General features: G+C 70.1%; 13 protein-coding genes and 6 tRNA genes. 8 read left to right on the top strand and 11 right to left on the bottom strand.

Going from position 1 to position 17,566, the window contains the following annotated elements; translation table 11 throughout:
- Window positions 1-156 precede the first annotated feature (156 nt).
- Entirely contained in the window at window positions 157-1,332 is a 1,176-nt protein-coding gene (locus tag ACZ56E_RS26225; protein ID WP_471217828.1) for a PP2C family protein-serine/threonine phosphatase, read from the bottom strand.
- A gap of 187 nt (window positions 1,333-1,519) precedes the next feature.
- Window positions 1,520-1,593, bottom strand: a tRNA-Met gene (locus ACZ56E_RS26230).
- 204 nt (window positions 1,594-1,797) lie between these two features.
- Here ACZ56E_RS26230 and ACZ56E_RS26235 point away from each other — a divergent pair.
- Window positions 1,798-2,343, top strand: a complete 546-nt coding sequence (locus tag ACZ56E_RS26235) for a YceI family protein (protein ID WP_471217831.1) — start codon at window positions 1,798-1,800, stop codon at window positions 2,341-2,343.
- 58 nt (window positions 2,344-2,401) lie between these two features.
- On the opposite strand, the gene ACZ56E_RS26240 is transcribed toward ACZ56E_RS26235, so the two are convergent.
- The 4 genes from ACZ56E_RS26240 to ACZ56E_RS26255 all read right to left on the bottom strand — a co-directional run bounded on the left by ACZ56E_RS26240 (window position 2,402) and on the right by ACZ56E_RS26255 (window position 6,203).
- Window positions 2,402-2,474 (bottom strand) — tRNA-Lys (locus tag ACZ56E_RS26240).
- Between the two features lie 112 nt (window positions 2,475-2,586).
- A complete protein-coding gene (locus ACZ56E_RS26245; protein ID WP_471217833.1) occupies window positions 2,587-4,929 on the bottom strand; it encodes a DEAD/DEAH box helicase in 2,343 nt (780 codons plus the stop codon).
- A 224-nt stretch (window positions 4,930-5,153) separates the two neighbouring features.
- Window positions 5,154-5,699, bottom strand: coding sequence for a hypothetical protein (locus ACZ56E_RS26250; RefSeq protein ID WP_471217836.1), 546 nt, complete (start codon window positions 5,697-5,699; stop codon window positions 5,154-5,156).
- A 153-nt stretch (window positions 5,700-5,852) separates the two neighbouring features.
- A complete protein-coding gene (locus ACZ56E_RS26255; protein WP_198505059.1) occupies window positions 5,853-6,203 on the bottom strand; it encodes a metallopeptidase family protein in 351 nt (116 codons plus the stop codon).
- 71 nt (window positions 6,204-6,274) lie between these two features.
- On the opposite strand from ACZ56E_RS26255, the gene ACZ56E_RS26260 reads away from it, so the two are divergent.
- From ACZ56E_RS26260 to ACZ56E_RS26275, 4 genes are all read left to right on the top strand, one after another.
- Entirely contained in the window at window positions 6,275-7,825 is a 1,551-nt protein-coding gene (locus ACZ56E_RS26260; RefSeq protein ID WP_471217838.1) for a metallophosphoesterase family protein, read from the top strand.
- Window positions 7,826-7,906: 81 nt separating this feature from the next.
- Window positions 7,907-7,979: transfer RNA gene (locus ACZ56E_RS26265), tRNA-Glu, on the top strand.
- Between the two features lie 39 nt (window positions 7,980-8,018).
- Window positions 8,019-8,093 (top strand) — tRNA-Asp (locus ACZ56E_RS26270).
- Window positions 8,094-8,117: 24 nt separating this feature from the next.
- Window positions 8,118-8,191: transfer RNA gene (locus tag ACZ56E_RS26275), tRNA-Phe, on the top strand.
- Window positions 8,192-8,421: 230 nt separating this feature from the next.
- Here the strand turns inward: ACZ56E_RS26275 and ACZ56E_RS26280 are convergent.
- From ACZ56E_RS26280 to ACZ56E_RS26295, 4 genes are all read right to left on the bottom strand, one after another.
- The gene (locus ACZ56E_RS26280) at window positions 8,422-9,576 is read right to left on the bottom strand and encodes an ABC transporter permease (RefSeq protein ID WP_471217840.1); all 1,155 of its coding nucleotides are present in this window, start codon (window positions 9,574-9,576) and stop codon (window positions 8,422-8,424) included.
- 80 nt (window positions 9,577-9,656) lie between these two features.
- On the bottom strand, window positions 9,657-10,487 hold the full coding sequence (locus tag ACZ56E_RS26285) for a cytochrome c biogenesis CcdA family protein (protein WP_471217842.1): 831 nt from the start codon (window positions 10,485-10,487) through the stop codon (window positions 9,657-9,659).
- Complete coding sequence (locus ACZ56E_RS26290; RefSeq protein WP_471217845.1) at window positions 10,484-11,305, bottom strand: DsbA family protein; 822 nt, start codon at window positions 11,303-11,305, stop codon at window positions 10,484-10,486. Before ACZ56E_RS26290 ends, ACZ56E_RS26285 begins: the two co-directional genes overlap by 4 nt.
- Window positions 11,306-11,364: 59 nt before the next feature.
- On the bottom strand, window positions 11,365-11,745 hold the full coding sequence (locus ACZ56E_RS26295) for a hypothetical protein (RefSeq protein ID WP_471217848.1): 381 nt from the start codon (window positions 11,743-11,745) through the stop codon (window positions 11,365-11,367).
- Between the two features lie 83 nt (window positions 11,746-11,828).
- Here ACZ56E_RS26295 and hrpA point away from each other — a divergent pair, with 83 nt between their 5' ends.
- From hrpA to ACZ56E_RS26310, 3 genes are all read left to right on the top strand, one after another.
- Window positions 11,829-15,815, top strand: coding sequence for an ATP-dependent RNA helicase HrpA (gene hrpA / locus ACZ56E_RS26300; protein ID WP_471217851.1), 3,987 nt, complete (start codon window positions 11,829-11,831; stop codon window positions 15,813-15,815).
- A gap of 94 nt (window positions 15,816-15,909) precedes the next feature.
- A tRNA-Asp gene (locus ACZ56E_RS26305) sits at window positions 15,910-15,984 on the top strand.
- 295 nt (window positions 15,985-16,279) lie between these two features.
- A complete protein-coding gene (locus ACZ56E_RS26310) occupies window positions 16,280-16,501 on the top strand; it encodes a DUF6274 family protein (RefSeq protein WP_471217853.1) in 222 nt (73 codons plus the stop codon).
- 444 nt (window positions 16,502-16,945) lie between these two features.
- Here the strand turns inward: ACZ56E_RS26310 and bldC are convergent, their stop codons facing one another.
- Entirely contained in the window at window positions 16,946-17,152 is a 207-nt protein-coding gene (gene bldC, locus ACZ56E_RS26315; RefSeq protein ID WP_003949541.1) for a developmental transcriptional regulator BldC, read from the bottom strand.
- Window positions 17,153-17,566: the final 414 nt, after the last annotated feature.

Raw genomic sequence — 17,566 nt, forward strand, 5'->3', positions numbered from 1 at the left:
CGTATTCCAAGCCGTTCGGGTTGATCGTTAACGCTGATCGGCTGTACGTACCGGGACACGGGGGTGCGGACCGGGGCGAGTTGACCCCCGACCTTCAAACACCGGAGCTTCACATTTCCTTGACAGTGTGTCAGTTGTTATGCGGAGGGGTGCACTTCAGTCACCGGTGGTGACCTCCGGATCGCCGGCGGCGGGCCGCCGCACCGCGAGCAGCGCCATGTCGTCCGTCATGGCGCCCCCGGTGTGCCGCCGCACCTCCCCCGCCAGGGCGGCGAGCAGCGCGTGCGGGCCGCCCCGGCCCGGGAAGATCCGCCCGCCGAGCCGCGCCGCGGGATCGTAGAACTCCCCCGCCGCGTCCCGCGCCTCCGACAGGCCGTCCGTGTAGAAGAGCAGCGTCGCGCCGGGCGGGAACTCCGACTCGTCCGCCCGGTCCGGCCAGAACCCCAGGTCGCCCATGCCGAGCGGCAGCGCGGGCTCGGTCGCCGACATGACGCACAGCCGCCCGTCGCCGCGCAGCAGCAGCGGCGGCGGATGCCCGCGGTTGATCAGGCGTACGGAACCCTCGCCGTGCCGGATCTCCGCGAGGACGGCGGTGGTGAACCCCTCGAACGCGTCGAGGCCGTCGCGCCGGGTGCCCTCACGCGCCAGCGCCCGCTCCAGGCGCTGCGCCACCGCCTCCAGGGTGGCCTCCTGCTCGGCGGCCTCCCGGAACGCGCCGATGACGACGGCGACCGCCGCGACCGCGCCCATGCCCTTGCCGCGTACGTCACCGACGATGAGCCGCACGCCGTGCGGGGTGTCCTGCACGGCGTACAGATCGCCCCCGATGAACGCGTCGGCCTGCGCGGCCTCGTACCGCGCCGCGATGTCCAGGCCGCCGATGCGCGGGTCCGGCGCGGGCAGCACGGCGCGCTGGGTCGCCTCGGAGATGGAGCGGGCGATGGCGAGCCGGTCGTTGCCGCGGCGCACGACACGGTTGATCACGATCGCGAGGGCGGCGACGGTCGCCACGGTGACCACTTCGGTGACGGCCTCGACATGGCTGCTGCTGACGCGGTTGCCGTAGTGCAGGAAGTAGTGAAGGAGGAGGACGGTGCCGGTGGCCGCCGCACCGGTCAGGACGGTGCTGAGCAGCGAGTAGAAGGGAGCGGCGATCAGCGGGGCCGCCGTGAAGAGCGGGGCGGCGGTGAACTCCGGCGGGGTCGACACGTCGTAGGCGACACCGACGATGAGCAGCAGCAGGGGCAGGACCCGCACGAAGGCACGCTCGGTACCGGTGGCACCCCTGCCCTCCCTGACCCCCCTGCCGTCGGGTCCTCCTCGCTGCCCCACCGCTTGTCTCCCGCCGACTCCGCGCCCATGACCGCGCTCCACTCAGGGTTCCCGGAGCGGGGGGAGGGTGCGAGCTGGTGTGGGCCGACCGGGTTACGGGCCGGGGAAACTTCTGAACCCGGGAAACGCCTAAGGCCGGAAACACCTGAGGCCGGGAAGCTGATGCTTCCCGGCCTCAGGCCTTCAGTAGCGGGGACAGGATTTGAACCTGCGACCTCTGGGTTATGAGCCCAGCGAGCTACCGAGCTGCTCCACCCCGCGTCGGTAAACCCAACAGTACGCCATCCGGAAGGGTGCGTCGAACCACTTGACTCAGGGTGGTCCTGCGCTCGAGCAGCCCGGAGGGGCGCCGACCCCGGCGGTATGTTCGAGCCTCCACGGTCGATCCACGCTCCATGACGCCTTCTCCAGTGACCGGTTGCACCGAACGCTTACTGCCTCTTTCCCACCGGGAGTGACCAAGCAATGTCAACCATCACCAAGCTCAGCGAGCTGAGCGGCGAGTACGTCCTCGACACCGCCCGCACCCGGCTCGGCTTCGTCGCCCGGCACTCGGTCGGACCCCAGGTCCGTGGGCACTTCGAGGAGTTCGAGGGCAGTGCGCAGCTCGACGGCGACGACCCCTCGAAGTCCGGCATCCGGCTCACGATCCACTCGAAGAGCCTGCAGAGCCACAACAAGTTCCGCGACGACCCGGTGCGCGCCAAGTTCCTGGACGCGGAGAACCACCCCGTCATCACCTTCGCCTCGACCGAGGTGCGGCAGATCGACGGAACCACCTTCGAGGTGACCGGCGACCTGACCCTGCGCGGCACGACCAGGCCGCTCACCCTGACCGTCGAGACGACCGGCGGCGAGCACGACGCACAGGGCGACCTGCGCGTCGGCTTCAAGGGCAGCGCCCTGATCAACCGCAAGGACTGGGGCGCGACCGCGAACGCAGCGGACGTGCTGTTCGTCAGCCCAAAGGTGACGATCGTCTTCGAGATCGCGGCACTCCGCCGCCCCTGACACCCCGCAACACACCGAAAGCCCAGCCGGGAGACGTCTCCGAGCTGGGCTTTCTCTGTAGACCGTGTGGGACTCGAACCCACAACCAATGGATTAAAAGTCCACTGCTCTGCCAATTGAGCTAACGGTCCTCGTCGGTGCTCCCCCGAGCATAGCGGGACGGGGCCCGGAGTCCGATCGGGTATCGGTGTACGACGCCAAAAGGCCCGCACGACGCGTACGTCGTGCGGGCCTGGCTACAGGTCAGCCGTTGCGCTTCCAGCGCGGCTTGTCGTCGCGGCGGCCGAACGAACCCGTGCCGGAGCCGGTGCGGTCGTCGCGGCGGTTGTACGACGGGCGGTCGTGGCCGCCGGAGCGGAAGCCGCCCGAGCCGCCGGCGGGGCGGTCGTCGCGACGGTCGCGGTTGAACGGACGGTCGCTGCCGCGGTGGCCGCCGGCCGGACGGTCGTCGCGGCGGAAGCTGCCACCGCGGTTGTCGTCACGGCGGTCGCGGTTGAAGCCACCGCCACGGTTGTCGTCACGGCGGTCGCGGTTGAAGCCGCCACCGCGGTTGTCGTCGCGGCGCTCGAACGAACGGCCACCACGGTCGCCACCCGACGGACGGTCGTCGCGACGGTCACGGTTGAAGCCGCCACCACGGTTGTCATCGCGGCGGTCGCGGTTGAAGCCGCCGCCACGGTTGTCGTCGCGGCGCTCGAACGAACGGCCACCACGGTCGCCACCCGACGGACGGTCGTCGCGACGGTCACGGTTGAAGCCGCCACCGCGGTTGTCGTCACGGCGGTCGCGGTTGAAGCCGCCACCGCGGTTGTCGTCACGACGGTCACGGTTGAAGCCACCGCCACGGTTGTCGCGGCGCTCGTAGTTGCCGCGCTCGTCGCGCTGCGGACGGCGGTCGTACGAGGAGGAGCGCTCCTCGCGGACCGGGCGCTCGGAGGCGACGGGCTGCTCGGGGACCGACACGGCGGCGGCCTCCACGACGGCCTCGGCGGCGGCAGCGGCCTCGGCGATCGCGGTCTCCGGGTCCTCGCCGCGCTCGCGGGCGGCACGCGCGGTGAGGCGGTCGGCCTCCTCGCGCAGCTCGGCGGCGCGGCGCGTGGCGCGCTCCAGCTCCTTGGTGAGCTCCTTGACCTCACGCTCGGCCTGGGTCGCGGCGTTGCCCGCGGAGTCGGCCTGGACCTCGGTCATGGAGCGGGCGCCGGTGATCTCGGCGACCTCCGGGTCGAAGGTGCCGCCGCCGTTGATGATGTGGCGCGTGGCGTCGACGCCCGCGTCCTCCATCAGACGGAAGATCTGGCGGCGCTGGTGCGGCAGGGAGAGGGAGACGACCGTGCCGGACCGGCCCGCGCGAGCGGTACGACCCGAGCGGTGCAGGTAGTCCTTGTGGTCGCCGGCCGGGTCCACGTTCAGGACCAGGTCGATGCCGTCGACGTGGATGCCGCGGGCGGCGACGTCGGTGGCGACGAGGGCGTTGACGTAGCCCTTCTTGAAGTCCTCGAGGACGCGGGTGCGGGCACCCTGCGTCATGCCGCCGTGCAGCGCGTCGGCCTTCACGCCCGAGTCGCAGAGCTGCTCGGCGATGCGGTCGGCGCCCAGCTGGGTGCGGACGAAGATGATCGTGCGGCCCTTGCGGGCGGCGATGGCGGCCGTGACGGGCGCCTTGTCGCGGGGCTTCACGATGAGGATGTGGTGCGTCATGGTCGTGACGTTGCCCTGGGCGCTGTCGACCTCGTGCGTCACCGGGTTGGTCAGGTAGCGCTTGACCAGCGTGGAGATCTCGTTCTCCATCGTGGCCGAGAACAGCATGCGCTGGCCGCCGGACGGAACCTGGTCGAGCAGCTCGGTGACCTCGGGCAGGAAGCCCAGGTCGGACATCTGGTCGGCCTCGTCGAGCACCGCGATCTGGGTGTTCTCCAGCGAGCAGGCGCCGCGGCTGATGATGTCGCGCAGCCGGCCCGGCGTTGCGACGAGGATGTCGACGCCGCGCTCCAGGGCGTAGATCTGGTTGCCCATCGACGTACCGCCGCAGACGACCTTCATCTTGAGGCCGAGCACGTCGCCGTAGGGCTGGAGGGCGTCCGCGACCTGCATCGCGAGCTCGCGGGTCGGGGTGAGGATGACGCCGCGGGGCTTCTTCTTCTCGGTGCGGCCGCCCTCGGCGAGGGTCGCCAGCATCGGCAGACCGAAGGAGAGGGTCTTGCCGGAGCCGGTGCGGCCGCGGCCGAGGATGTCCTTGCCGGCCAGGGCGTCCGGGATGGTCGCGGCCTGGATCGGGAAGGGCGTGGTCACGCCGTTCTGCGCGAGCTTGCGGACGATGCCCTCGGGCAGACCGAGGTCGGCGAAGGTCATCTCGGGCTCGGCGTCGGCGTCGGTCTCGGAGGCGCCCGCCTCGGAGACCTCGGAGACCTCAGAGACCTCGGCGTCGGAGGCGTCAGCCTGGGGGGCCTCGGGGGTGACCTCGATGACGTCCTGCGCCTCGGCGGACTCGACGATCTCGACGGCGGCCACTACGGCCGCGTCGTTCTCGACGGTCTCGACGATCTCGTTCTCGGGCAGGACGGCGTGGTCAGAACTGAAAATGGACATGCGAAATGCGAAACCTTCCGGAGTCTCGGCACGCGCCCGTCAACTCCGTGATTTCGCAATGGACCGCCTCGATGCGGTCAGCCACGGCAAGGGAGAGTACGCGCCACGCGGCGCTCTTCTGTGTCGGCGCCGGGCAAATGGGATCAAACGATCTACCACCATACGCACCCCCCACCCCATATGGCAAACCGCCCCCGTCAAACCCCCTCTCACCTGCACATTCGTCAGTGCGGGCCCGCCTGGGGCGACGGCTCGCGCTCCGGGATCTCCGCGTTCCGCCGCTGGAGCTGCGCCCCCTGCCCCGACCCCTCCGAGGACGACGGCTCCGGAGTGGTCGGATCCGGCGTCGGGGTGGGAGTGGGCTTCGGCGGGTCCGGTGTCGCGCTGCTGCGCGTCGGGGTCGGCTTCGGCCGGGTCGGCGTCGGCTGCCCCGGCCTGCCCGGTTTCGGCGGCTTCTCGGTGGCCGCCGCCGAGGAGGACTCCGAGGGCTTCGCGGCCCCCGCCCCGGCCCGGTCCGCGCGCGAGGACCCGCCCTTGCCCTTCTTCTTGCCCTTGTGCCGCCCGCGGCCCGGCCCGTCCTCGTCCCCGGACGCCGCGTCACCGCCCCGCGTCAGGGGGTCGCCGTCGGGCGCGGCCGCACCGCTGCGCTGCCCCGCGGAACGGTCGGGCGCCGGAGCGTTCCCGTCGTCACCGATGCTCATGCAGCCCGCGGTCGCCGCGACGGCCACCGCGACCGCGGCCCAACGGACGGGAACGTACAACTGGCGCACGGCCGAGCACCTCCTGAGGCGCTGAGGATCGAGACGCCCTGCCCAACTCCCGCGGCCCGCAAGAGGACACGGACCGCCACCCCGGTCCGCCGGGCCCCGCACACGCACATGCACCCGCATCCGCACCCGCACACCAGGGCGGGCGCCCGGCGCTCACCCGTACCCGAGCGCGTGCAGCCGTGCGTCGTCGATGCCGAAGTGATGGGCCACCTCGTGCACCACGGTGATCTCCGTCTCCTCGACCACCTCCTCGCGCGACCCGCACATCCGCAGCGTCGGCCCCCGGTAGATCGTGATCCGGTCCGGCAGCACCCCGGCGTACCACTCGCCGCGATCGGTCAGCGGAGTCCCCTCGTACAGACCCAGCAGCTCGGGATCGTCGGACGGCGGCTCGTCCTCGACGAACACCGCCACGTTGTCCATCAGGCGTGTCAACTCCGGCGGAATCCGGTCGAGAGCCTCGCCGACCAGTTCCTCGAACTCCTCGCGCGTCATCTCCAGCACACCCCCATTGTCGGCCACGCCGCCGCGGCCGTCCCGGCATACCCGTGCCCGCACTTGGGCATAGGGGACCAATGGCACGCGGCTTCACAGTCGTTCTCCAGGGCGTACGACGGGCGGGTGGCGCCCTCGTCGGCCACTACCGCGCTCGACGCACCCACCCCACGACCGAGCTGATCAGCCCCCCGCACCCCTATGCCCGCGCGCTGGGCCTGATCACGGTCGTCGTCCTCGGCGCCTGGCTCGGCCTGCTCATCGTCGGCAGCGTGCGCGCACCCGTCGGCCCGATGGACACCCGCATGACGCTCCGCCCGTCCGTGTCCGGCGGCACGAAGATCAACGTCTCGCCGCTCGGCGCCCTGGAGCTCCGCTCCCACGTGGCCCCCATCCGCCTGGACGTCGACGTGGACCGTCTCGATCCGGTACGCGCCCAGGCCCTGGTCGACCACCCCGAACGGCTCTCCGGCCTCCAGGACGAGGTCACGGACGACGTCGGCCACGGCACGCTCGACCTCGCCGTACGCTCCTGCGTCGCCGTCGTCTCCGGTGCCACGGCCCTCGGCCTCGCCGTCTACCGCCGCCCGCGCCGCGCGCTCGCCGCGGGCGGCCTGGCCCTCGCCCTGCTCGCCGCGTCGGGGGCGGCCGCGTACGCCACCTGGAACCCGAAATCCGTCCTGGAGCCGAAGTTCTCCGGCCTGCTCAGCAGCGCCCCCTCCGTCGTCGGCAACGCCCGCAGCATCGTCAGCGAATTCGACGTCTACCAACAGGAGTTGGCACGCCTGGTCACCAACGTCACCAAGCTGTACGACGTGACGTCCACGCTCCCCGCGTACCAGCCGGACCCCACCACCATGCGGGTCCTGCACGTCTCGGACATCCATCTGAACCCGGCGAGCTGGAAGATCATTTCTTCCCTGGTCACGCAGTACGACATCGACGTCATCGTCGACTCGGGCGACACCATGGACCACGGCTCGGCCACCGAGAACGGCTTCCTCGACCCCATCGAGGACCTCGGCGCGCCCTACGTGTGGGTGCGCGGCAACCACGACTCGCTCACCACCCAGCGCTACCTGGAGCGCTTCAAGAACGTCCACGTCCTCGACGAGGGCCGCGCCGTGACCGTCGCCGGCCTGCGCTTCGCCGGCATCGGCGACCCGCAGTACACCCCCGACCGCTCGACCGAGCCCGAGGGCGACTCGGTGGAGCACATGGCGGGCATACGTCTCGCCTCCGCCCTGCGCGCCGAGCGGGCGGCCGGCACACCGGTCGACGTGGCCGTCGCGCACAACCCGACGGCGGCGCGCGAGACGGACGGCGAGGTCCCGCTGGTCCTCGCGGGCCATGTCCACCGCCAGGAGATGGAGGTCATGGACGGGGGGACGCGGCTGCGCATCGAGGGGTCGACGGGCGGCAGCGGGCTGCGCGCGGTCGAGGGCAAGTACCCCGACCCGGTCGAGGCGTCCGTCCTCTACCTGGACCGTACGACCAAGCGGCTGCAGGCCTGGGACGAGATCAAACTGGGTGGTCTCGGCCTCACGAAGGCCGAGGTCAGCCGCCATCTCCCCAAGGAGAACCGCCCCGGGGCGCCCTCCTCGCCGGCCACCCCGAGTCCCTCCGGCTAAACCGTTTTGGCGATAGCTCCCCGCATCCCATATGCTTCTCACGTCCCCGACGCGCTGCAAAGCGCCCAGGCGGGCCTCTTAGCCCTCATCGTCTAGTGGCCCAGGACGCCGCCCTTTCAAGGCGGTAGCACGGGTTCGAATCCCGTTGGGGGCACGCAACACCTTGTGCGAGACTAGTGCTCGCACAATGCTTGGTCCTGTGGAGCAGTTTGGAGTGCTCGCCACCCTGTCAAGGTGGAGGCCGCGGGTTCAAATCCCGTCAGGACCGCTTGCGATTCCACGCGGATCGCGTGGCTGGGTAGCTCAGTTGGTACGAGCGATCGCCTGAAAAGCGATAGGTCGCCGGTTCGATCCCGGCCCCAGCCACCTCTCCAGAAGCCCCGCCTCCCCGGCGGGGCTTCTGCCGTTTCCGGGCTCGGCCCGTGGCCCCCACCCGCGGCCCCCGCAAACAGTCCCGCCGCTTCGCGGCGGATGTTTCCCACCCACCCACCCGGCTCCTACTCCCGCGCGACGTCGCGGGGCAAACGGGTGGGTGGGTGGGAAGTATCCGCCGCGAAGCGGCGGGCTTGAGCCTCCCCCCCCCGTAGGCCAGAGAGCTAGCCCGCGTGCGCGGGGGACGACGTGCGGCCGCCCGGGTGGCGGTGGCGCCAGATCCAGAAGACCGTGCTGGAGAGCAGCGCCCAGCCCCCCAGCACCAGGAACGGAAACGCGTGCTGGTGGCCGCCGAAGTACACCGCCGTGTGCTGCGCGTTCACCGACGCCCCGGGCGGCAGCCACTGCCCGATGTGCCCGAGTACCGAGGGAAGCAGCGGCCAGGACACCGCCCCGCCGGACGACGGATTGCCGAGGAGCACCATCAGGCCCCACGTCGGCAGCATCGCCCACCGCCCGAACATCGTGTTGAACATCGAGAAGACCATCCCCGACGCGAACATCGTCAGCGCCAGGATCAGCCAGGACTCCACGAAGGGCAGCCGTACCGCCCCCAGCCACCAGTCCACGACCGCCGCGATGACGAACGCGCCCAGCAGGGCGTACAGCACCGTGAACCCGATCCGCTCCGCCGGATTCAGCCCGCGCGCGTGCACGCTCAGCTGAATGGCCCCCACGAAGCCGATGATCACGGCGGCCAGCGAGATGTAGAAGATGGCGAGCCCCCGCGGGTCGCCTTCCTGCAGCGGCTTGATGTCCTTCACCGCCACCGGCACCCCGACCTTCTCGCCCACCTTGGGCGCGGTCTCCGCGAGCACCTGCGCGACGGACGCGCCGGACGCCCCTGACACGTCCAGCGTCACCTTGTCCCCGCCGCGGGCCACGTCGAGGACCGCGAAGACCTTCTGTTCCTCCACGTCCCGCAGCGCCGCCGCCCGGTTGTCGTACCGCCGCACCTCCAGCGAGGCGTTCAGCGCCTTCTCCATGCCCTCGAGGAACGCCTTGCCCCGCTTGGAGTCCGGGGCGTCGACCACCGCGGTGGGGATGTGGTGCGGGGTCGGGTTGGCCATGGAGTACGTGTACGAGCCGGCGAAGAGGCCCGCCGCGGCCGCCAGGATGAACACCAGCACGATCGCGGGCAGGAAGGGCGACCGCTTGAACGCGTCCCACCGCTCACTCCGGGTGGGAACCCGCCCGTGCGCGCCATGAGCGCCGTGCGCGCCCTGCGCACCGTGTTGATGCTGCTCCCGCTGCTCCTGCTGAACCCGCTGCTCCTGTTGGTCCGGCTCGCGATCAGGCATATCAGGCGTATCAGGCATACGAACACGCTAAACCAAACGCCCTATAAGCAGCCTTCCCACCCCGCAAGCGACGCACCCGGCCAAACGCGCTAAACGCGCTAAACAGACTTTGCGCGCCTTCGCCATCCCCGCACCCCGAGCACCACACCCACCACCACGACCACACCGGCCAGCAGCACCGCGTCCGGCACCGCGCGGCCGATCCCGCCCGCCCACTGCTCCACGGCGAACGAGTCGTCCACGTCCAGCAGGCCGGGCAGCGCGGTCGTCCCGTCGTAGGCGAGGAACAGCGCCCCGAGCGCCATGAAGAACAGCCCCGACAGCAGCGACGTCGTGTGCAGTTCGAACCGGCCGATGCGGAACGTCCGGCCCCGCAGCCACCCGCGCCGCCCCAGGTCGAACCGCTCCCAGAGGAGCGCGAGCAGGAACAGCGGCACGGCCATCCCCAGCGCGTACACGGCGAGCAGCAGCCCTCCGTAGACCGGGCTTCCGCTCACCGCCGCGACCGTGAGGACGCTGCCGAGGATCGGGCCCGCGCAGAACCCGGCGAGTCCGTACACCGCCCCCAGCGCGTACACGGAGAACGCGGTGGTCGGCCGGATGCGGCCCGAGAGCTCCGCCATCTTCCGCGACGCGAAGCCCATGCCGAGGATCTGCAGCACGCCGAGCCCGATGATCAGCCACCCGGCGGCGAGGACGAGCTGGTCGCGGTGGCCGAAGAAGAACCGTCCGGCGTACGAGCCGGCCGCGCCGAGCGGCACCAGTGTCGTCGCGAGCCCGGCGTAGAAGATGCCGGTCCGCGCGACGAGGCGCGAGGCGGAGTCGATGGAGTAGGCGAAGAAGGCGGGGAGCAGCAGTGCGCTGCACGGGCTGACCAGGGCGAGCAGCCCGCCCAGGAACGCGGCGAAGTACCCGACGTCGGCAGTCACTCGGAACCACCCTTGCCCGCGCCGGCCCCGCCCTTCGCCGACTTGGCCGCCGCCTCGATCGCCTGGTCGAAGACCTGGTCGGGCTGGGCGCCCGAGATGGGCCGGCCGTTGATGAGGAAGGACGGCGTGGAGGCGGCGCCCAGTCCGTACGCCTCCTCCTGGTCCTTCTTCACCGCGGCCTCGGCGGCGTCGCTGTCCAGGTCCTTCATGAACCGGTCGACGTCCTTGACCCCGGCCTCCTTCGCCAGTTCCTCCATCCGCCCTTCGCCGAAGCCCTTCTCCTTGGACCCCTCGGCGTACGCGGCCTCGTGGAACTGCCAGAAGCGGCCCTGGCGCCCCGCCGCCCACGCGCCGTGCGCGGCCCGCTCGGAGTCCGCGCCGAAGATCGGGAAGTTGCGCCATTCGATGCGCAGGGTGCCCTCGTCGACGTACTTCTTCACGAGGCCGGGCTCGGTGTCGCGGGCGAACTTGCCGCAGAAGCCGCACTTGAAGTCGGCGTACTCGACCATCACGACGGGTGCGTCGGCGCGCCCCTGCGCCAGCGGGTCCTCGGCGTCACGCCGCGCGAGCTTCTCCAGCTCGGGGTAGACGCCCTCCTGCGGGTCGGCGGAGACGTCTGCGGCGGCCTCTTCCTTGACGGAGCCGCTGCCGGAGGCGCCGGAGTTCTCCGGCTTGGTCGCGGTGTACGAGGCGACGCCGAGCAGCACGGCGGCCACGACGACGCCCGCGCCGATGGCGATGTTCCGGCCCTTGCCGCTCTGGCTCTTGCCGCTCGGGGTCTTGCCGCTCTGGGTCTTCTTGCTGCCGTTCTCGGGCATGGGTGTGCTCTCTCTTGTCCTGTTGTACGTCGATGTGGGGCCCCTGAGTCAGGGGCCTCCTACACGCGCAGGATCGAGAGATCTATCGGTGAGGGCGGGGTGAGCGCGGGCGGCGCGCGGCCCGGCGCCACCAGGAGCACGGCCTGGTCGGCGCCCCAGGAGCCGGATGCCGCGCGGGCGTCGTGCAGCGCGGGGAGCAGTTCGTACGCCGTCCCGGGGCGCTGCGGGGTGCCCGGTGGCTGGTCGGCGTCCCGGTCGGTGCCCTTGCCGCAGCCGGGCGAGCCCTGCGTATCCGCGGCGGAGGGGGACGCAAGCACCTTCACGGCCCCGGCCACCGGCTGCTGCACGGCGGCCGCGGGCCCGCAGAACATCCCGAGCCCGAGCACGACGAGGAAGACCACCGCGAGGGGGCTCCAGTGCGTGCGCGTACCGGTCGGCATGCCCGGAATCGTACGTGCCAGGGTGCACCGCCGGAGAAATCGGTTCGCCACCGCCGAGCCGCGGGTGAGATCCTGGACGGCGTATGTCTACGCAGCCCGCCCTCGCCCTCGACGCCCTCGCCTCCCGCCTCTCCGAGCTCTCGCTGCGCGACGAGCACCGGATCGGCAGGCGGCTGGAGGGTGCGCGCCGGATCCGCAAGCCCGAGGCCCGTGCCGCCGTCCTCGCCGAGATCGCGGCGGACGTCGACAAGGCCGCGGCGCGGATGGCCGAGCGGGGCAGCCGGCTGCCCACGATCACGTATCCGCAAGAGCTGCCGGTCAGCCAGAAGAAGGACGACATCGCCGAGGCGATCCGCGACCACCAGGTCGTGATCGTCGCGGGTGAGACCGGCTCGGGCAAGACCACGCAGATCCCCAAGATCTGCATGGAGCTCGGCCGTGGCGTGCGCGGCATGATCGGGCACACGCAGCCGCGCCGCATCGCGGCCCGCACGGTGGCCGAGCGCGTCGCCGACGAGCTGGACACGCCGCTCGGCGAGGCCGTCGGCTGGAAGGTCCGCTTCACCGACCAGGTCGGCGCGGACACGTTCGTGAAGCTGATGACGGACGGCATCCTGCTGGCCGAGATCCAGACGGACCGCGAGCTGCGCGCGTACGACACGATCATCATCGACGAGGCGCACGAGCGCTCGCTCAACATCGACTTCCTGCTGGGCTATCTCGCCCAGCTCCTGCCGAAGCGCCCGGATCTGAAGGTCGTCATCACGTCGGCGACGATCGACCCCGAGCGGTTCTCGCGCCACTTCGGGGACGCCCCGATCGTGGAGGTCTCCGGCCGGACGTACCCCGTCGAGGTCCGCTATCGCCCCCTCCTCGAAGAGGAGGGGGACGACTCCGACCGCGACCAGATCACCGCGATCACGGACGCCGTCGAGGAGCTCCAGGCCGAGGGCAAGGGCGACATCCTCGTCTTCCTCTCCGGAGAGCGCGAGATCCGCGACACGGCGGACGCGCTGAACAAGAAGAACTACCGGTTCACCGAGGTCCTGCCCCTCTACGCCCGGCTGTCGCACGCCGAGCAGCACCGCGTGTTCCAGCAGCACACCGGCCGAAGAATCGTCCTGGCGACGAACGTCGCGGAGACCTCCCTGACGGTCCCCGGCATCAAGTACGTGATCGACCCGGGCATGGCCCGCATCTCCCGCTACAGCCACCGTACGAAGGTGCAGCGGCTGCCCATCGAGGCGATCAGCCAGGCCAGCGCCAACCAGCGCAAGGGCCGCTGCGGCCGTACGTCGGACGGCATCTGCATCCGCCTCTACAGCGAGGACGACTTCCTCTCCCGCCCCGAGTTCACGGACGCGGAGATCCTCCGTACGAACCTCGCCTCGGTCATCCTCCAGATGACGGCGGCCGGCCTCGGCGACATCGAGAAGTTCCCCTTCATCGACCCGCCGGACCACCGCAACATCCGCGACGGCGTCCAGCTCCTCCAGGAGCTGGGTGCGCTGGACCCGGCCCAGAAGGACCCGAAGAAGCGGCTCACCCCGCAGGGGCGCAAGCTCAGCCAGCTGCCCGTCGACCCTCGGCTCGCCCGGATGGTCCTGGAGGCCGACAAGAACGGCTGCGTGCGCGAGGTCATGGTGATCGCGGCGGTGCTCTCCATCCAGGACCCGCGCGAGCGCCCGGCCGACAAGCAGACGCAGGCCGACCAGCAGCACGCCCGCTTCAAGGACGAGACGAGCGACTTCCTCGCCTTCCTCAACCTGTGGCGGTACGTCAGGGAGCAGCAGAAGACGCTCGGCTCGTCGGCCTTCCGCCGCATGTGCAAGCGGGAGTATCTGAACTACCTCCGCATCCGCGAATGGCAGGACATCTATTCGCAGTTGCGTACGGTCGCGAAGCAGATGGGCATCAGTCTCAACGAGGACGACGCCCCCGAGCAGCACGTCCACATCTCGCTCCTGTCCGGCCTGCTCTCCCACATCGGGATGAAGGACGTGAAGGAGTCGAAGGACAGCAGGTCCGCCAAGGACGGCGACCCCAAGCAGCGCGGCGGGCGCAACGAATACATCGGCGCGCGCAACGCGAAGTTCGCGGTCTTCCCGGGCTCGGCGCTCTTCAAGAAGCCCCCGCGCTTCATCATGTCGGCCGAGCTGGTCGAGACCTCCCGGCTGTGGGCCCGGGTCAACGCGAAGATCGAGCCGGAGTGGGTCGAGCCGCTCGCCCAGCACCTCCTGAAGCGGACGTACAGCGAACCGCACTGGGAGAAGGACCAGGCCGCGGTGATGGCGATCGAGAAGGTCACGCTCTACGGCGTCCCGATCGTCACCGACCGCAAGGTGAACTACGGCCGCATCGACCCCGAGGTCTCCCGCGACCTCTTCATCCGGAACGCGCTGGTGGAGGGCGACTGGCGCACCCACCACAAGTTCTTCGCCGCCAACCGCAAGCTCCTCACCGAGGTCGAGGAACTGGAGCACCGCGCGCGGCGCCGCGACATCCTCGTCGACGACGAGACGCTCTTCGACTTCTACGACCAGCGGGTGCCCGCGGACGTCGTGTCCGGCGCGCACTTCGACTCCTGGTGGAAGAAGAAGCAGCGGGAAGAGCCCGAACTGCTCGACTTCGAGCGGTCGATGCTGATCAACGAGAAGGCGCAGGGCGTCTCCAAGGACGACTACCCCGACTCGTGGCGCCAGGGACAGCTCAAGTTCCGGGTGACGTACCAGTTCGAGCCGGGCGCGGACGCGGACGGCGTGACCGTCCACATCCCGCTCCAGGTCCTGAACCAGGTGACGGACGAAGGCTTCGACTGGCAGATCCCGGGCCTGCGCGAGGACGTGGTCGTCGAGCTGATCCGCTCCCTGCCGAAGCCCATCCGCCGGAACTACGTCCCCGCGCCGAACTTCGCGAAGGCGTTCCTGGAGCGTGCGGTGCCGTTGCAGGAGCCGCTGCACGTCACGCTGGCGCGCGAGCTCCAGCGGATGGTCGGCGTGCCGGTCGCGCCGGACGACTTCGACCTGACGCGCGTGCCCGACCACTTGAAGATCACGTTCCGGATCGTCGACGAGCGGCGCAAGAAGCTCGCCGAGGACAAGGACCTCGAAGCGCTGAAGCTGCGGCTCAAGCCCAAGGCCCGCAAGGCGCTCTCGCAGGCGGCCGCGGCGACGGCGGAGCGCACGGGCGGCTCCGCGGTCGAGCGCTCGGGTCTGACGGACTGGAGCATCGGCACCCTCCAGCGCGTCTTCGAGACGCGCCGCGCCGGCCAGCCGGTGAAGGCGTATCCGGCGCTCGTCGACGACGGCGACACCGTTTCCGTACGCCTCTTCGACACCGAGGCGGAGCAGCAGCAGGCCATGTGGCGCGGCACCCGGCGCCTCATCCTGCGCAACATCCCGGTGAACCCGGCCAAGTTCGCCTCCGACAAGCTGACCAACCAGCAGAAGCTCGCCCTTTCGGCGAACCCGCACGGCTCCATGCAGGCCCTCTTCGACGACTGCGCGACGGCCGCCGCGGACAAGCTGATGGCGGACTTCGGCGGGCCGGTCTGGGACGAGGAGTCGTACCGCAAGCTGTTCGACAAGGTGCGCGCGGAGATCGTCGACACGACCGTGCGGGCGGTCGGGCAGGTCCAGCAGGTCCTCGCCGCCTGGCAGGCCTGTGAGCGCCGCCTGAAGTCGACGAAGAGCCCGGCCCTCCTGCCCAACCTCGCGGACGTGCGGGAGCAGCTGAACTCCCTCATCAAGCCGGGCTTCGTGACGGAGACGGGACTGCGCCGCCTGCCGGACCTGATGCGCTACATGGTGGCGGCGGACCGGCGGCTGCAGCAGATGCCGACCAGCGTCCAGCGGGACACCGCGCGCATGGAGAAGGCCCGCGAGATGCGCGACGAGTACCTGTGGCTGCTCGAACAGCTGCCGCAGGGCAGGCCCGTGCCGCAGGAGGCCCTGGACATCCGCTGGATGATCGAGGAGCTCCGCGTCAGCTACTTCGCGCACGCCCTGGGCACGGCGTATCCCGTCTCGGACAAGCGGATCGTGAAGGCGATCGACGCGCTGGTGCCGTGATCGTCCGGGCACGCAGGGTGAGTTCGACCGCCGGGCCTGCACTGCTGTAGAGTCCTGTCTCGCAGCACAACGCGCAAGCAAGTGCAGCGAGCAAGGTCCTGTGGAGCAGTTTGGAGTGCTCGCCACCCTGTCAAGGTGGAGGCCGCGGGTTCAAATCCCGTCAGGACCGCAGTAGACACGAGGGCCGCACCCATCAGGTGCGGCCCTCAGTCGTTCCCGCTGTCCGCGCCCGCGGCGGAGCCGCAATCAGACACAGCAAATCCCGTCAGGACCGCAGTAGATATGAGGGCCGCACCCAATGGGTGCGGCCCTCAGTCGTGTTCCGGGGGGTCCACACCGGCCCGGGTGCGGCCCTCCGTCGTGCGCCCGTGCGCGGGCTCCGCCCCCGGTGGCTTGACGGAGTCACATTCCGTCGGTACTCCGGAGAGCAGGGGGCCGGCGGGAGGCTCCCCAGGAGGTGACGCATGTCTGCTTCTTCGGCGTCCGCGCGGCACGAGACGCGCGCCCTGCTGCGCGCCCACCTCGCGGCGGCCACCAGCTACCGCCACGCGACCCGGCACTGCCCGATCTGCCACCGGCTCCTGAGACTCGCCCTGGAGGCCCCTCAGCGCGCCGGGGGCGATCCCGAGGACCCGGAGGAGGGTTCCGCGCGGGAGAGCGCCACAGACGGCCCTCCCGGCGCATGACCGAAGCGCAAGAGCCCCTCTAGCGCAGGGGAGTTGCCCACAACAAGATTCACGACGTGTGACGGGTGTCACCGAAGCAGTTTGCGAAACCCCGGAACTTACACCCTTCCTACAACCAGCCAATTTAATATGTGCAATTGCACCACCCCCCAGAGCGCTCCCCCGATGTCCTCCGATTACTCCCCGGGGCCGCCCACCTGCACATCCGCCGCGCATCCACGGCGCATCCTCGGCGCACAAAAAAGATCGCGCTGGACCCGGCGGAGTCCAGCGCGATCGAACGACGCACCCACGTGTGTCAGGCGTGGGTCCCGTTGGGGCGGGACCCTCGTCGCGTGTAGCCATATGTCGGACGTACGGCCAGGTTGGGGGACCTGACAGCAGTGGTGCTCTTCGCCCGAGTTGTACGAGTTACTGCTGGTTGAGCGGTACTTCTGGCGTACGTCAGGCCTCGCTGCGCTGCTGCGGAATACCCGCGAGCAGTGCGCGGACCTCAGCCTCGCGGTAACGGCGGTGTCCGCCGAGCGTGCGAATCGACGTGAGCTTGCCAGCCTTGGCCCAGCGCGTCACCGTCTTCGGGTCGACGCGGAACATCGTGGCGACCTCAGCCGGGGTCAGCAGCGGCTCGGCATCAGGGGTGCGAGCGGTCATGAGCGGCCTCCTCGGGAGAACCGAACCTTCTCGGTTCATTCCTCTAAATTCTGCACCTTGACCCGCGTTGCCCGAAATGGCGGACGCGAGTCGAGTCGGTTATAGGACGAACGGCTTGTCCTCGGCACTACAACTACACCATCCGTCCAGCCGCGTCGGCCAAACCGATGGAATTGCCCTCCCAGGTGTTCATCACCGACGGAAGCCGATGGACCATGCCATAGCGGACAGTCACGCCACAGTGACGATCAGTCACAGAGCGATCAGGAGTCAACAGACCCCCCATACAGTGCAATGCTGAGTAATCCGCCCTTACTTGGGCGGAAGGAGCCCTCCCCGGACTCCTTGTCCTATTTTGGCATGAGGAGGGGTGATGGGCGCAAGAGCCCCGAAAGTGCGGTCCATCACGCTTGA

It is taken from the genome of Streptomyces sp. NPDC039480 (assembly GCF_055597165.1).

What these genes read in the sequence shown, in the direction of transcription:
- ACZ56E_RS26235 (WP_471217831.1), top strand. Translation starts at nt 1,798, where the DNA reads ATGTCAACCATCACCAAGCTCAGCGAGCTGAGCGGCGAGTACGTCCTC.
- ACZ56E_RS26280 (WP_471217840.1), bottom strand. Translation starts at nt 9,576, where the DNA reads ATGCCTGATACGCCTGATATGCCTGATCGCGAGCCGGACCAACAGGAG.
- ACZ56E_RS26260 (WP_471217838.1), top strand. Translation starts at nt 6,275, where the DNA reads ATGGCACGCGGCTTCACAGTCGTTCTCCAGGGCGTACGACGGGCGGGT.
- ACZ56E_RS26295 (WP_471217848.1), bottom strand. Translation starts at nt 11,745, where the DNA reads ATGCCGACCGGTACGCGCACGCACTGGAGCCCCCTCGCGGTGGTCTTC.
- ACZ56E_RS26290 (WP_471217845.1), bottom strand. Translation starts at nt 11,305, where the DNA reads ATGCCCGAGAACGGCAGCAAGAAGACCCAGAGCGGCAAGACCCCGAGC.
- bldC (WP_003949541.1), bottom strand. Translation starts at nt 17,152, where the DNA reads ATGACCGCTCGCACCCCTGATGCCGAGCCGCTGCTGACCCCGGCTGAG.
- hrpA (WP_471217851.1), top strand. Translation starts at nt 11,829, where the DNA reads ATGTCTACGCAGCCCGCCCTCGCCCTCGACGCCCTCGCCTCCCGCCTC.
- ACZ56E_RS26245 (WP_471217833.1), bottom strand. Translation starts at nt 4,929, where the DNA reads ATGTCCATTTTCAGTTCTGACCACGCCGTCCTGCCCGAGAACGAGATC.
- ACZ56E_RS26310 (WP_471217853.1), top strand. Translation starts at nt 16,280, where the DNA reads ATGTCTGCTTCTTCGGCGTCCGCGCGGCACGAGACGCGCGCCCTGCTG.